A 15,012-nucleotide genomic window follows, 5' to 3' on the forward strand; every position below is an offset into this window, starting at 1 on the left:
GCATTGCATTAACCCCTCAATGCAGTAGGCTTTGCGTTGTTGTTACAAAAAATAAAAAGGCCGTAGTGATGAGCCCGAATATCAGCCTGCAGCGCAAGTTCGTCTCCCCGGAAATCGTATTTGGCGCAGGATGTCGCCACAGTGTCGGTACCTGTGCAGCCAACTTCGGTGCTCGCAAGGTACTGCTGGTGACCGATCCGGGCGTTCAGGCCGCGGGCTGGGTCGATGACGTGCAGGCTGCGCTGGAACGTTCTGGCATCGAGCATTGCCTGTTCGCCCAGGTGTCGCCCAACCCGCGTTGCGAAGAGGTGATGCTGGGGGCCGAGCTCTATCGCAGCGAGGGCTGCAACGCGATCGTCGCGGTCGGCGGCGGCAGCCCGATGGATTGCGCCAAGGGCATCGGCATCGTCGCCGCACATGGTCGCCACATCAGCGAGTTCGAGGGCGTCGACATGCTGCGCGTGCCGAGCCCGCCGATCATCCTGATCCCCACGACGGCCGGTACCTCGGCTGATGTTTCGCAATTCGTCATCATCTCCAATCAACAGGAGCAGATGAAGTTTTCCATCGTCAGCAAGGCCGCGGTGCCGGATGTGTCGCTGATCGACCCGGAAACCACCCTGAGCATGTCGCCTTTCCTGTCGGCCTGTACCGGTATCGATGCACTCGTGCATGCGATCGAGGCGTTCGTCTCGACCGGCCATGGCCCGCTGACAGACCCGCATGCACTCGAGGCCATGCGCCTGATCGGCGGCAACCTGATCCGGATGATTGCCAACCCTGGCGATATCCAGCTGCGCGAGCAGGTCATGCTCGGCAGCATGCAAGCCGGCCTGGCGTTCTCCAATGCCATCCTCGGTGCCGTTCATGCCATGTCGCACAGCCTCGGCGGCTACCTGGACCTGCCTCACGGGCTATGCAATGCGGTGCTGGTCGAGCATGTGGTCGCCTTCAACTACGATGCCGCGCCGGAGCGTTTCAAGATCGTCGCCGAAACGCTGGGCATCGATACCCGCGGCCTGACCCAGCGGCAGGTTCGCGAGCGGCTGGTCAGCCATCTGATCGATTTCAAGCGCGCCGTGGGCTTCACCGAGAGCCTTTCGCTGCATGGCGTGAACCTGAGCGACATTCCGTTCCTTTCGCAACACGCGATGCGCGACCCGTGCATCCTCACCAATCCCCGCTCGTCGACGCAGCGCGACGTCGAGGTCGTTTATGCCGAAGCCCTCTGACGGCCAGCACGACGCTCTGGCGCAGTTGCTGGGGTTCGGCAGTCATTCGGCACGCAAGAGTCACTATCCGGAACTGCTGGCGCGCCTCGAGGAGCTCGAGGCCGAGCGCAATCGCTACAAGTGGCTGTTCGAGCATGCGGTCCATGGCATCTTCCAGGCCAACCTGCAGGAGGGTATTCGTGCGGCGAACCCGGCGCTGGCGCGAATGCTCGGCTACGACACGCCGGAGCAGGCCCTCTGGGGGCTGACGGATCTGGCGCATCACCTGTTTCTGGGGGGCGAGGCCGAGCTGCGCACGATTCGCCAGACCCTGAGCAGCGAGCGGGCCCTGCTGGGGTACGAAACGCGGCTGCGCCGTCGCGACGGCAGTGCGATCGACGTGATCATGAACCTGCTGGTCAAGCCCGACGAGGACGGACTGGTAGAGGGCTTTGTCGCCGACATCACCGAACGCAAGCTGGCGCAGTTGCGCCTGATACAGCTCAACGAGCAACTCGAGCAGCGTGTCGCCGAGCGAACCTGTGAGCTGCGCGAGGCGCGGGATGTGGCCGAGGCGGCCAATCGCAGCAAGGACAAGTACCTCGCCGCGGCGAGCCACGACCTGTTGCAACCACTGAACGCGGCGCGCCTGCTGATCTCCACGCTGCGCGAGCGGGCGCTGCCGGTGCCGGAGCAGACGCTGGTCGAGCGCGCCCATCAGGCGCTGGAAGGCGCCGAAGACCTGCTCACCGACCTGCTGGACATTTCCAAGCTGGACCAGTGCGCGATCAAACCGGACATCGACGCCTACCGGCTGGACGAAATCCTCCTGCCGCTGGCTTCGGAATTCCAGTCCGTGGCCGAGGCCGAGCAGCTGCAGCTGCGCTGCTTCGTGCCGACTTATGCGGTCTACAGCGACTTTCGCCTGCTGAGCCGAATCCTGCGCAACTTCCTGTCCAACGCCTGTCGCTATACCGATCAGGGTACGGTGCTGCTCGGCGCCCGGCGCCGTGGCGACTGTGTACGTATCGAGGTCTGGGACACCGGGCGCGGCATCGCCACCGACCAGATCGGCGCCATTTTCCAGGAATTCAACCAGCTGGGCGTGCAGCGGGCCGCCGAACGCAAAGGGGTGGGGCTTGGCCTGGCGATCGTCGATCGGATCGCCAACATGCTCGACTATTCGCTGCAGGTGCGTTCGCAACCCGGGCGCGGATCGGTATTCAGCATCGACGTGCCGCTCGCGCCGCTGCCGGCCCGAGAGCAGCGCACCTCGGCGGCTGCGACGACGTTTGGCGATCCGCTGCCGGGTTGCCGGTTGCTCGTGCTCGACAACGAGTCCAGCATTCTGCTGAGCATGGCCGCGCTGCTCGGGCAGTGGGGCTGCTGCGTGCTCACCGCGGCCAACCTGGACGAGGCGGTCGAGGCGCTTGGCGATGAGCCGCCTGCCGTCATCCTCGCCGACTATCACCTCGATCACGAGGTCACCGGCTGGGAAGTCGCGCAGGCGCTGCGCGAGCGTTTCGCCCGCGATATCCCCGTCGTGATGATCACCGCCGACCGCAGCGACGAGTGCCGCCAGGCCTTGCAGGGCTTCGGCGTTCCGGTGCTGAACAAGCCGGTCAAGGCCGGCAAGATGCGCTCGGTGTTGTCGCACCTGCTGGGTGAGGGTAAGGCAGGCGGCTGACCCGCCAGGCTTCGGGCTGGCGGTCGTCTGCCCCTACCGTTTTGGCGTGGGCGCTTCTACCCTGAGCCTAACCGTTCAGCTGGAGTCCCCATGTACAAAGAACTGAATTTCCCCGTGCTGATCGTCCATCGGGACGTCAAGGCCGATACGGTCGCCGGCGAGCGCATCCGTGGCATCGCCGCAGAGCTCGAGCAGGACGGCTTCAACATCCTGCCCACGGCGAGTTCGGCGGAAGGGCGCATCGTCGCCTCTACACACCATGGCCTGGCGTGCATCCTCGTCGCGGCGGAGGGCGCCGGAGAAAATCAGCGGTTGTTGCAAGACGTGGTCGAACTCATTCGCGTGGCCAGGCGCCGGGCACCGCAACTGCCGATCTTCGCCCTGGGCGAGCAGGTGACCATCGAGAACGCACCGGCCGAAGCCATGGCCGACCTCAACGAGCTGCGCGGACTGCTCTATCTGTACGAGGACACCGTGCCGTTCCTGGCACGCCAGGTGGCGCGCGCGGCACGCAACTACCTGAACGACCTGCTGCCGCCGTTCTTCCGTGCGCTGGTCCAGCACACCAGCGAATCGAACTACTCCTGGCACACGCCCGGTCACGGGGGTGGCGTGGCTTTCCGCAAGAGCCCGGTGGGGCAGGCCTTCCACCAGTTCTTCGGCGAGAACACCTTGCGCTCGGACCTTTCGGTCTCGGCGCCGGAACTCGGTTCGCTGCTCGATCACACCGGCCCGCTGGCCGCGGCAGAGGCGAGGGCGGCGCGCAACTTCGGCGCCGATCACACCTTCTTCGTGATCAATGGCACCTCAACGGCGAACAAGATCGTCTGGCATTCGATGGTGACCCGCGGCGACCTGGTGCTGGTCGATCGCAACTGTCACAAGTCGATCCTGCACTCGATCATCATGACCGGAGCCATCCCGCTCTATCTGACGCCGGCACGCAATGAGCTCGGCATCATCGGGCCGATTCCGCTGGAGGAGTTCAGCCAGGCTTCGATTCGCGCCAAGATCGAGGCCAACCCGCTGACGCGCGGGCGTGAGCCCAAGGTTCGGCTGGCTGTCGTGACCAACTCCACCTACGACGGGCTCTGCTACAACGCCAACCTGATCAAGAAAGCGCTGGGTGACAGCGTCGAAGGCCTGCATTTCGACGAGGCCTGGTTCGCCTATGCGGCCTTCCACGAGTTCTATGACGGTCGCTACGGCATGGATACCCGCGAGCAGGGCCCGCTGATCTTCACCACCCATTCCACGCACAAGCTGCTCGCCGCCTTCAGCCAGGCGTCGATGATCCATGTGCTCGATAGCACCACCCGCCAGCTCGACCGGGATCGTTTCAACGAAGCGTTCATGATGCATATCTCGACCTCGCCGCAGTACGGCATTCTGGCGTCGCTGGACGTCGCCTCGGCGATGATGGAGGGGCCCGCCGGGCGCTCGCTGATCCAGGAGACCTTCGATGAGGCACTGAGCTTTCGCCGCGCGCTGGCGAACCTCGGTCAGCACATCGCACCGGGCGACTGGTGGTTCACGATCTGGCAATCGCCGCGCGCCGATGGTGCCGAGCAGCTGCACAGCCGGGACTGGCTGCTGGAGCCCGAAGCCGACTGGCACGGCTTCGGCGATGTCGCCGAGGACTATGTCCTGCTCGATCCCATCAAGGTCACGCTGGTCACGCCCGGGTTGACCGCCGCCGGGGCGTTGAGCGAGCGCGGCATTCCCGCAGCAGTCGTCAGCCGCTTCCTCTGGGAACGGGGGCTGGTCGTAGAAAAGACCGGGCTCTATTCGATCCTGGTGCTGTTTTCGATGGGCATCACCAAGGGTAAATGGAGCACGCTGCTGACCGAGCTGCTCGAGTTCAAGCGTCATTACGACGCCAACCTGCCGCTGTGCGAAGCACTGCCGTCGATTGCCAGCCAGGGGCGAGAGGCCTACGCCGGGATGGGGTTGCGCGACCTGTGCGATGCCTTGCACGCCTGCTATCGGGACAACGCTACGGCGCGGGCCATGCGGCGCATGTACACGACCCTGCCGGAGATCGCCATGACGCCGTCGGAGGCCTACGAGAAGCTGGTGCGCGGGGAGGTGGAGGCGGTCCCAATCGAGGCACTGGAGGGCCGCATCGCTGCCGTCATGCTGGTGCCGTATCCGCCGGGAATTCCGCTGATCATGCCGGGCGAGCGTTTCAGTGCGCAGACGCGTTCGATCATGGACTACCTTCGCTTCGCCCGCGAATTCGCCAGGCGCTTTCCGGGCTTCGACGCGGACGTGCACGGCCTGCAACACGACGGCGCCGCCGATGGGCTCGGCTACACGGTAGATTGCATCTGTCAGTGACGGCGCTTTTCTCTTCGAGCTCAGCGGTTTACGAGCGGTTTGGCGAGCAGCGCCGGTGTTGCGTGCCGTGTTTCACAACGTCCGCATCCACATTCACCCCCGCAGGCGGTGCTTGTTATAGTTGCGCGGCTTTAACGAGCCGTCGGCGGGCATTGTGCCGACGCTTCCTGCGCCGGCTGTCGAGGATGATAGCGTGAACGAATACAAAGCCTTTCGTGTCGAGTTGGCCGACAAAGTCGCTCAGGTCGTGATCGACCGCCCCGAGAAGATCAACGCGATGAGCGCTGACTTCTGGGCCGAAATCGTCGATGTCTTTCGCTGGGTCGACGACACCGACGAGGTGCGGGTGGTCGTCCTCAGCGGGGCCGGGCCGCATTTCTCGTCCGGCATCGATCTGCAGCTGCTCGCCCAGGTCGGCGCCCAGCTCGGCAAGGACGTCGGCCGCAATGCCGAGCAGCTGCGGCGCAAGATCCTGTCGTTACAAGCTTCTTTCAATGCCGTGGACCACTGCCGCAAGCCGGTCATCGCCGCTATCCAGGGCTATTGCCTGGGCGGCGCCATCGACCTGATTTCTGCTTGTGACATGCGCTACTGCAGCGCCGACGCCCGCTTCTCGATCAAGGAGATCGACATGGGCATGGCTGCCGACGTCGGCACCCTGCAGCGTCTGCCGCGCATCATCGGCGACGGCATGATGCGTGAGCTGGCCTACACCGGCCGCACGCTCGATGGTGCCGAGGCCCAGGCGATCGGCCTGGTCAATCGGGTCTATGAAAACCCGGAAGCGCTGATGGAAGGCGTGAACGAACTGGCCCGGCAGATTGCCGAGAAGTCGCCCCTGGCCATCCGCGGCACCAAGGAAATGATTCGCTACATGCGGGACCATCGCGTCGACGACGGCCTCGAATACATCGCCACCTGGAATGCCGCCATGCTACAGGCCGCCGATCTGCGTGTCGCGGTGGCGGCACACATGGCGCGACAGAAACCGGATTTTGCCGATTGATGCGCCTTTACAACGTTGCGCGGGAGGCGCACTAGGCATGGTTACTGGAGCCACTTCCCTGGGCCTGGTTCGCGACGAGCTGTTCGCCACCATGGAGGAGGCCGAGCAGAGCCTCGAGCACTTCATCATCGACCGCAACAACGGCGGATTGCTGCAGCAGGCGGTCGAGAACCTCAAGCAGGTGCGCGGCACGCTCAACCTCATCGAGCTGACAGGCGCAGAACTGCTCGCCCAGGAGGTGCTGCAGCTGGCGACCGACATTCCTGTCGGCGCCGGCGAAGAGCGCGACGCGCAGCTCGCTGCGCTGAGCAACGGCCTGTACGTGCTGCGACGCTACCTCGAAAGCGTCGATGCCAGCCGCCAGGAGATTCCTGAGCTGTTGCTGCCGGCGATCAATGCGCTACGTCAGGCCGGCACGCAGTCGCTATTGCCGGAGAGCTTCTTCTTCAGCGTTCGCCTCGATCATGCTCGTCCCGACAGCTGGCAGCCCGGGGCCAGGCAGCTCGGTGCGGCCGAGCTGCGCCGCCTGCGCCAGATGTACCAGGTGGGCTTGCTCGGCTTTCTCCGCGAGGACAACAGCGCGGCCAGCCTGAGGTTGATGGGACGGGCGCTGGCGCGGCTCGACCAGGCATTGGGCGGCCGCCTGTGCTGGATCGCCGGTGCTGCTATCGAATCGCAGCTCGACGGACAGCTGCTACCCAGGCGCTCGCGCAAGCAGCTCTTCGCACGTCTCGATCGGGAGATCAAACAGTCGATCGTCAGCCCCGGCTACGAGGCTCCGCGCAGCCTATTGAAAGAGTTGCTCTACCTCGTCGCGCTGGCCGACAGCAGTGGCCCCTTGGCCATGCAGGTCCGCGAGGTCTTCTCACTCTCGCCATTGCCGTTCACCGATCATCTGCTGGAAGACGAGTCGCAGCGGCTGGCTGGCCCGGGCCAAGCGGTCATGCGCTCGTTGTCCACCGCGATTCGCGAGGAGCTGGCCAGCCTGAAGGACCTGCTCGACCTCATCGAACGAGGCACTGCGCCGGCGGATGCCTACGGGAACCTGCACAACCTGCTGGGCAAGCTCGCCAAGACGCTTGGCATGGTCGGCCTGTCCTCGGCGGCGAACACCCTGCACGCACAGGTCTCGATCGTCTCGAGCTGGAGCGCCGAGCAGAGCCCGGATGCGGCTGCCCTGCTACGCCTGGCCGATGCGGTGCTCTACGTGGAAAGCATGGTGGCCAGCCTCGAACGGGGCGAGCGTCGCGAGCGCCCTCAGGCCGTGGCGCCAGGCGCCGAAGCGGACGCTTTTGCCAGCCATCAGTTGACCGAGGCCTGCATCGTGGTGATCGACGAAGCGAGCGCCGGGCTGGCACTGGCCAAGCGGGCCATCACCGCTTATCTGGAATCCAATGGCGACAAGTTGCATCTGGCCAATGTTCCCTTCAGTCTTCAAGCGGTTCGTGGTGGATTGCGCTTTCTTGAACAGGAGCGTGCCGCCGACCTGATCGGTGCCTGTGCCGACTTCATTCAGAAACAGATGCTCGAGTCCACCCAGATGCCGCCGGAGCAGATGCTCGAAACCCTCGCCGATGCGCTGACCAGCCTGGAATATTACCTGGAGGGCGGCGCAGTGCTGCGCCGCGACGCTTCGCGCGCGCATGTGCTCGATCTGGCCAGCGAAAGCGTTCGCGCGCTCGGCATGCCGGTGGCGGCCTGATGAGCCTGCGCTGGCAGGCCGCCTTGCTGGATCCGCTGGCGCCCGCCGGCTCGGCACTTGTGCACTGCCGGCAGCAGTTCCTGGTGGATGCCAATGGCCTGCTGTTTCCTCGTGACTGGCTGCGTCGACTCGACTTGCCGCTGCTGAGCGAGCAGGGAATCGGTTATTTCGAAGGCGAGCCGGTCTACCTGTTCGAACTGGATGTTCCGGCCGAGGTACCCGGGGCACAGTGGCAGTCGCTGCGGCAACTGATGATGCTCCATGGCGAGGATCGGGATCTGTTTCGCATGCTGGGGTTCGCCGCGCAGATCGGCACCTGGGCCAGCCAGCATCGATTCTGCGGCAGTTGTGGATCACGCATGGAGCAGCGCCCTGGCGAGCGAGCGATGCATTGCCCGGCGTGCGAGGTGCAGCATTATCCGCGCCTGTCCCCGAGCATGATCGTGTTGGTCACCCGCGAGGACGAGGTGCTGCTGGCCCGCTCACCAAGGTTTGCACCGGGTGTGTACAGCACGCTTGCCGGTTATGTCGAGCCGGGCGAGTCGGTCGAGGAATGCGTGGTCCGTGAGGTGCGCGAGGAGGTCGGCGTCGAGATCCATACGCCTCGCTACATGGCCAGCCAGGGTTGGCCCTTTCCTCATTCACTGATGCTGGGTTTCCATGCCGAGTACGCGGGCGGCGTGATCGTTCCTCAGCCCGAGGAGATCGAAGATGCGCGTTGGTTTTCCATTCACGATCTCCCGCCGTTACCAGCCACGCAATCGATCGCACGCTATCTGATCGAGCTCTACCTCTCGCGCCGCTTAGGCCGCCCCGAGCCAGTGCTGCCAGGCTAGGCGCAGGCTCAGCGCCAGTACTACGACGATGAAGACGGGGCGGATGAACCTGGCGCCGCCCCCGATTGCCGTGCGCGCGCCGAGATAGGCTCCGGCCATCAGCGCCAGCCCCATACCGATGCCCAGCATCCAGGCGACTTGCCCGGTTACGATGAACACCGCCAGGGCCATGCCGTTACTGACGAAGTTCATGCTGCGCGCCACGCCACTCGCCCGCAGCAGATCCAGCGGATACATCAGCAGGCTGCTGATCGTCCAGAAGGCCCCGGTTCCAGGTCCCGCCACGCCGTCATAGAAGCCAAGCCCGAGCCCCTGTGGCCACTGCCGGCGCTTGCCTATCCGGGCGGCCTGTTCGGGTGTGGCGTCTGGCAGTTTGCCGAACAGCAGGTAGAGCGCACAGGCGAAAACCACCAACGGCAGCATCTGGTTGAGCCAGTCGGCGGGCATGAGGTGGGCGGTGATCGCTCCGGACGCTGCGCCGATAGCGGTACCAAGCAATGCCCGGCGCCAGACAAACGGGTCGAACAGCTTGCGGCGAAAGAAGGTGTAGCTTGCCGTCGCTGAGCCAAAAGTGGCGCAGAGCTTGTTGGTACCCAGTACGAGGTGCGGCGGCAGGCCTGCCGTCAACAACGCTGGCAGGGTCAACAGCCCGCCGCCGCCGGCGATGGCATCGATGAAGCCAGCGGCAAAGGCAACCAGACAAAGCAACGACAGGGCGAGGGGATCAAGCGGCAGTTCGAGAAAAGTGAGCATCAGAGCACGCAGCTGGCAGTCAGGTGGACGAGCATAATCAGCTCTGGTCGGCGGGGTAAGAGGCAAGTGTCTTCGGTCGCACGTTTGCTCAGGTCCGGCGCATGGTAGTCGCGTGGCATTACGGAACAGGCAGTTGCCACAGGCGTGAACAGCTTCCCAGGCCGGCTATGGCCGTGAGCTGGCGCGCTGCGGATAATCGCGCGCTGCAAAGGAGAGTGTCATGCAATATCTCGGGCTGGCTGTCGTCGTCGGTTCTCTCGCGCTGCTCATCGTTCTCGTCGCGTTGCGGCTATTGTTTGGCGGTCACTGGTTGTTGGGCTGGCTGCGCGGCAATCTGGGCTTGCTGTTTCTCGCTGCTGCCGGGCTTGTCGGGCTGCTCGCCTATGAAGTGAGCCAGTATCACGCGATACCGGCTGACCGAACGCTGGCCGAGGTTTCGTTCGCGCAGCAGAAGGGGCGCCGCTACGAAGCCAGGATCAGCCACGCTGGCCGGCAATACAGTGTTCTGCTCGAGGGCGATCTCTGGCAGCTCGAGCTTCGGCAGCTGCGCTGGGAAGGGCTTGGTGATTTCATAGGGCTCGAGCCTGGCTATCGGTTGGAGAGCCTTTCGGGTCGCTATCTGGCCGTCGAGCAGCAGGCTGGCTCGCGCTTTGCCGAGGCGTTGCTGGTCGAGCAGCCGCTGGATCTACCGCTGACACAGTGGCTGGACCGCGTTCAGATCGATATGCCGTTCGTGGCGCTGCAACACGCGAAGACCAGCCTGATGCCGATCGCCGATGGCGCTGGCTTTGCCGTGGAACTGGCGCCCACCGGGCTGTTGGTGAGGCCTCTGAACGAGGCTGCAAGCAAGGCCGTGAGCGATTGGCGGGTGGAGTGAAGAGCGTATCGGACGTGCGAGGAGGGAGCGGACGGGGCCGGGCAGGCACCGCCCGCTGGAGGCTGGCGTCAGGCGGAGCGCCAGCCAATCACCGCTTAGGCCAGATAACCGCCGTCGACGTTTAACGATACGCCGGTGGTGTAGCTGGAGGCGTCGCTTGCCAGATAGAGCACCGCGCCGGCCATTTCCGACGGCTCCGCGACACGGCGCAGGGGGATCTGTTTGAGTGCCATTTCCCGGATCGCGTCGTTCTTCACCAGCGCCGAGGCGAACTTGGTGTCGGTCAGGCCAGGCAGCAGTGCGTTGCAGCGGATACCGAACTGCGCGCACTCCTTGGCGAATGCCTTGGTCATGTTGATGACCGCGCCCTTGGTGATCGAGTAGATGCCCTGGAAGTCACCAGGTGACACGCCATTGATCGACGCGACATTGATGATGCTGCCACCGCCGTGCTCGCGCATCAGCTTGCCAGCCTCGATCGACATGTAGAAATAACCGCGAATGTTCACGTCAACGGTCTTCTGGAACGCAGAAAGGTCGGTGTCGAGAATGTGGCAGAACTGCGGGTTGGTCGCGGCGTTGTTCACCAGGATGTCCAGGCGGCCGAACCGCTCGCGGATCTGCGCGAAGACGGCACTGATCTGCTCCATCTCGCCGATATGGCAGGCGATCGCACTGGCCTTGCCGCCGGCCTCGACGATGGCATCGGCAACGGCCTGGCAGCCATCGATCTTGCGGCTGGAAACGATGACGTGTGCGCCTTGCTGGGCGAGCAGCTTGGCGATGGCTTCGCCGATACCGCGGCTCGCGCCGGAAACGAAGGCGATCTTGCCGTCGAGATCGAACAGGGTGGTCTTGGACATGGGTGATTCCTCTTGTTATGCCGCAGCAGCGGGCCTGGCCGAACGCTGCGTGTCGTTTAGAGCCTGGATTGAGAGATGACTTCCTGCGCCTTCAGTTCGAGCAGCTGGTTCATATGGATGAACTGCCCGAAGCGCTTGTCTTTTGTCTGGCCGTGGTAGTAGCGGTAATAGATCTGCTGGACGATGCCGGCGAGGCGGAACAGACCGTAGGTGTAATAGAAGTCGATGCAGGGAATTTCGATGCCCGCCCGTGCGGCGTAGTAATCGACGAAGCCCTGACGGCTGTGCATGCCGGGCCGGTGACTTGGCTGGCGACGCATCAGCTGCATCGGTTGCGGGTCATCGGCCTGGATCCAGTAGGCCAGAGTGTTTCCGAGATCCATCAGCGGGTCGCCGATGGTCGTCATTTCCCAATCGAGCACGCCGATGATCTGCATCGGGTCCGCGGGGTCGAGGATGACGTTATCGAAGCGGTAGTCGTTGTGCACGATGCCCGGCTTCGGATGGTCGGCGGGCATCTTGTCTGCCAGCCAGTCCTTTACCGCCGTCCAGGCAGGCGCGTCCGGCGTGAGGGCGCGCTCATAGCGATCGGTCCAGCCGCTGATCTGGCGCTGGACATAGCCTTCGGGCTTGCCCAGGTCCGCCAGGCCACAGGCCTGGTAGTCGACGTTATGCAGCTCGACGAACTTGTCGATAAAGCTCTCGCAGAGTGCGCGCGTCTGGCGCTCGTCGAGATCGAGCTCTGGCGGAAAGTCCGAGCGCAGGATGATGCCCTTGACGCGCTCCATCACATAGAACTCTGCGCCGATGACCGATTCGTCAGTGCAGTGCACGTAGGCTTTCGGGCAATACGGAAAGCCCTGGTTGAGCTGGTTGAGGATGCGATACTCGCGGCCCATGTCGTGAGCGGATTTGGCTTTCTGGCCGAACGGCGGGCGGCGCAGCACCAGCTCGCGATTGTCGTACTGCAGCAGGTAGGTGAGGTTCGACGCCCCGCCGGGGAACTGACTGATGCGCGGGGTACCTTCCAGGCCCTCCATATGGGCCTTGAGGTAGCGGTCGATGACGTCGGCTGGGAGTTCTTCACCTTCCCGAATGGGCGTGGTCTGGTCTGCAAGCGCCATGCTTATCCCTTCTGCTTATGATCGGTGCGCTGGATGATTCAGTAATCTAATGCGCGAAGCTCAGGCCACCAAGCCTGGCAACTGTTTATTGGCATCGGTGTTGGCGATTGATCAAGCCGCCTGATTCGCGGGCGCATCCTGTTGCGCTAAAACGGCCGGAAAGGCGCCTGCCGGCCGACGGAAAGACAGGCGACCGAAAGGATGCAGAGGAGGGAAAGCGAGAATCGAATCGCTCGATGTCGCGCCTCATTGCGAGACGCGACCTGTCCCTGAGCGAGCCCGCCGCCTGGACGCAACGGGCAGGCGGAACTGCTCAGGCCTGGCGGCGGCGGAACAACGGCATGGGCTCGTCGGCGGCAGCCTGATAGGCGACCGAGAAGTCCTTCAAGCCCTGAAGGGCGTCGTAGGGGTCACGGTCGGCGCGAATGGCGAAGGCGTCGAAACCGCAGCGGCGCAGGTAGAACAGCTGATCGCGCAGTACATCGCCGATCGCGCGGATCTCGCCCTTGAAACCGTAGCGCTCGCGCAGCAGGCGAGCGCTGGAGTAATGACGCCCGTCGGTGAAGCTGGGGAAGTTCAGTGCGATGACCTGAAAGTGCTGCAGGTCTTCGGCAATCTCTTCCACCGGCTCGTCCGAATCCAGCCAGACGCCCAGCCCGCCGTCACGCGCCTTGAGCGCGTGTGCATGGTCCAGCCAGAGGCTCAGCGGAACGATGACATCGTCACAGTTGGACAGGTCGTCAAGCGTCTGTTCCTTGGGCAGCAGATGCCAGGTTTCGTCGACGACCTGGTCGCCCTTAATGATTCGCTGCATAGACGCGCTCCTTGAAAGGCTCGATACCGATGCGACGGAAGGTGTCGATAAACTGCTCATCTTCGGTGCGCTGCTCCACGTAGACGTTGATGATTTTTTCGATCACGTCCGGCATGGCGTCCTGGGCAAAGGACGGACCGAGAATCTGCCCCAGGCTGGCGTCGCGCCCGGAACTGCCGCCGAGCGAAACCTGGTAGAACTCCGCGCCCTTCTTGTCGACGCCGAGAATGCCGATGTGGCCGACGTGGTGATGGCCACAGGCATTCATGCAACCGGAGATGTTCAGGTCCAGGTTGCCGATGTCGAACAGATAGTCCAGGTCGTCGAAACGACGCTGAATCGCCTCGGCGATTGGAATCGACTTGGCATTGGCCAGCGAACAGAAGTCGCCGCCCGGGCAGCAGATGATGTCGGTCAGCAGGCCGATGTTCGGCGTCGCCAGGCCTAGTTCGCGCAGTTCCTGCCACAACTCGAACAGCTTCGCCTGTTCGACGTCGGCGAGAATCATGTTCTGCTCGTGGGAGTTGCGCACCTCGCCGAAGCTGTAGCGATCGGCCAGGTCGGCGATGGCTTCGAGCTGCTTGTCGGTCACATCGCCGGGGGCGACGCCCGTCTTCTTCAGCGACAGGGTGACGGCGGCATAGCCGGGCTTCTTGTGCGCAACCACGTTGCGTGTGCGCCAGCGGGCGAAGCCGGGATGCTCGGCATCCAGGCGCGCCAGTTCCGCGTCCTGGTCGGCCAGGTCGCGGTAGGCCGGGTCGACGAAGAAGCGGCTGACGCGCTGGACTTCCTCATCGGTAAGGGTTGCCGGCCCATCCTTCAGATGTGCCCACTCGGCTTCCACGCGCTCGGCGAAGACCTCCGGCGTCAGCGCCTTGACCAGAATCTTGATGCGCGCCTTGAACTTGTTGTCGCGGCGGCCGTAGCGGTTGTAGACCCGCAGGATCGCATCGAGATAGGTCAGCAGGTGCTGCCAGGGCAGGAATTCGTTGATGAAACTGCCGACGATCGGGGTACGGCCCAAGCCGCCGCCAACCGAGACGCGGAAGCCCAGCTCGCCGGCGGCATTTTTCACCGCTTCCAGGCCGATGTCATGCACTTCGATGGCGGCGCGATCGCTGACCGCCCCGTTGACCGCAATCTTGAACTTGCGTGGCAGGAAGGCGAACTCGGGGTGGAAGGTCGACCATTGGCGAATGATTTCGCACCAGGGGCGCGGGTCGATCAGCTCGTCACGGGCGACGCCGGCGAACTGGTCGGTGGTGGTGTTGCGGATGCAGTTGCCGCTGGTCTGGATGGCGTGCATCTGCACGGTGGCCAGTTCTGCGAGAATCTCCGGGACTTCCTCGAGCTCCGGCCAGTTGAACTGGACGTTGGTCCGCGTACTGATGTGCGCATAGCCCTTGTCGTAGTGACGTGCGATGTAGGCCAGTTTGCGCAACTGGGTGGACGACAGCAGACCGTAGGGAACAGCGATGCGCAGCATGGGTGCGTAACGCTGGATATAGAGGCCGTTCTGCAGGCGCAGGGGGCGAAATTCCTCACCACCCAACTCGCCGCTCAGGTAGCGGCGAGTCTGATCGCGGAACTGCCGCACGCGATCTTCGATGATGTGTTGGTCGTACTGGTCGTAAACGTACATGACGTGTCCTGTGTGCAGGCTGCTACAGCTTCCAGCGGGCACGGCTGCGCGCACCCATTTCAGGTAGGGGCGGCAAGATACCAGCAAGCGGTTATGCGCAAAAGTGATGTTTGGGAATATGTTTAGAACCTGAAGCCCGTTCGTCGAGCAAATCCGG

Annotated in this window: 12 protein-coding genes; 7 read left to right on the forward strand and 5 right to left on the reverse strand. The window is 63.8% G+C overall.

Going from position 1 to position 15,012, the window contains the following annotated elements; translation table 11 throughout:
- Positions 1 to 68: 68 nt before the first annotated feature.
- The 6 genes from ercA to nudC all read left to right on the forward strand — a co-directional run bounded on the left by ercA (position 69) and on the right by nudC (position 8,782).
- The gene (gene ercA, locus CL52_RS08985; protein WP_041105658.1) at positions 69 to 1,232 is read left to right on the forward strand and encodes an alcohol dehydrogenase-like regulatory protein ErcA; all 1,164 of its coding nucleotides are present in this window, start codon (positions 69 to 71) and stop codon (positions 1,230 to 1,232) included.
- Positions 1,216 to 2,898 carry a PAS domain-containing hybrid sensor histidine kinase/response regulator gene (locus tag CL52_RS08990; protein ID WP_043219986.1) on the forward strand — a complete coding sequence of 561 codons (1,683 nt, stop codon included), beginning with the start codon at positions 1,216 to 1,218 and terminating at the stop codon, positions 2,896 to 2,898. Before ercA ends, CL52_RS08990 begins: the two co-directional genes overlap by 17 nt.
- Before the next feature lie 90 nt (positions 2,899 to 2,988).
- Positions 2,989 to 5,238: an Orn/Lys/Arg family decarboxylase gene (locus CL52_RS08995; RefSeq protein WP_043219989.1), complete on the forward strand. Its 2,250-nt coding sequence runs from the start codon at positions 2,989 to 2,991 to the stop codon at positions 5,236 to 5,238.
- Between the two features lie 193 nt (positions 5,239 to 5,431).
- Positions 5,432 to 6,244 carry a crotonase/enoyl-CoA hydratase family protein gene (locus CL52_RS09000; RefSeq protein ID WP_043219992.1) on the forward strand — a complete coding sequence of 271 codons (813 nt, stop codon included), beginning with the start codon at positions 5,432 to 5,434 and terminating at the stop codon, positions 6,242 to 6,244.
- Positions 6,245 to 6,281: 37 nt separating this feature from the next.
- Entirely contained in the window at positions 6,282 to 7,946 is a 1,665-nt protein-coding gene (locus tag CL52_RS09005; RefSeq protein ID WP_043219994.1) for a FimL-related protein, read from the forward strand.
- Positions 7,946 to 8,782 carry an NAD(+) diphosphatase gene (nudC, locus tag CL52_RS09010; RefSeq protein ID WP_043219998.1) on the forward strand — a complete coding sequence of 279 codons (837 nt, stop codon included), beginning with the start codon at positions 7,946 to 7,948 and terminating at the stop codon, positions 8,780 to 8,782. The genes CL52_RS09005 and nudC overlap by 1 nt, the downstream gene beginning before the upstream one ends.
- Here the strand turns inward: nudC and CL52_RS09015 are convergent.
- A complete protein-coding gene (locus CL52_RS09015; RefSeq protein ID WP_043219999.1) occupies positions 8,750 to 9,535 on the reverse strand; it encodes a TSUP family transporter in 786 nt (261 codons plus the stop codon). The two genes, nudC and CL52_RS09015, sit on opposite strands and share 33 nt — an antisense overlap.
- A 220-nt stretch (positions 9,536 to 9,755) precedes the next feature.
- Here CL52_RS09015 and CL52_RS09020 point away from each other — a divergent pair, with 220 nt between their 5' ends.
- On the forward strand, positions 9,756 to 10,412 hold the full coding sequence (locus CL52_RS09020) for a hypothetical protein (protein ID WP_043220001.1): 657 nt from the start codon (positions 9,756 to 9,758) through the stop codon (positions 10,410 to 10,412).
- 95 nt (positions 10,413 to 10,507) lie between these two features.
- Here the strand turns inward: CL52_RS09020 and CL52_RS09025 are convergent, their stop codons facing one another.
- The 4 genes from CL52_RS09025 to CL52_RS09040 all read right to left on the reverse strand — a co-directional run bounded on the left by CL52_RS09025 (position 10,508) and on the right by CL52_RS09040 (position 14,855).
- Complete coding sequence (locus CL52_RS09025; protein WP_043220004.1) at positions 10,508 to 11,275, reverse strand: SDR family oxidoreductase; 768 nt, start codon at positions 11,273 to 11,275, stop codon at positions 10,508 to 10,510.
- 56 nt (positions 11,276 to 11,331) lie between these two features.
- Complete coding sequence (locus CL52_RS09030; protein WP_043220007.1) at positions 11,332 to 12,399, reverse strand: phosphotransferase family protein; 1,068 nt, start codon at positions 12,397 to 12,399, stop codon at positions 11,332 to 11,334.
- Between the two features lie 313 nt (positions 12,400 to 12,712).
- Complete coding sequence (locus tag CL52_RS09035) at positions 12,713 to 13,213, reverse strand: DUF934 domain-containing protein (RefSeq protein ID WP_043220009.1); 501 nt, start codon at positions 13,211 to 13,213, stop codon at positions 12,713 to 12,715.
- Positions 13,197 to 14,855 (reverse strand): nitrite/sulfite reductase, encoded by a 1,659-nt coding sequence (locus tag CL52_RS09040; RefSeq protein ID WP_041105645.1) that lies wholly within the window; start codon positions 14,853 to 14,855, stop codon positions 13,197 to 13,199. Before CL52_RS09040 ends, CL52_RS09035 begins: the two co-directional genes overlap by 17 nt.
- Positions 14,856 to 15,012 lie beyond the last annotated feature (157 nt).

This window comes from Stutzerimonas balearica DSM 6083, from assembly GCF_000818015.1.
Lineage (GTDB): Bacteria > Pseudomonadota > Gammaproteobacteria > Pseudomonadales > Pseudomonadaceae > Stutzerimonas > Stutzerimonas balearica.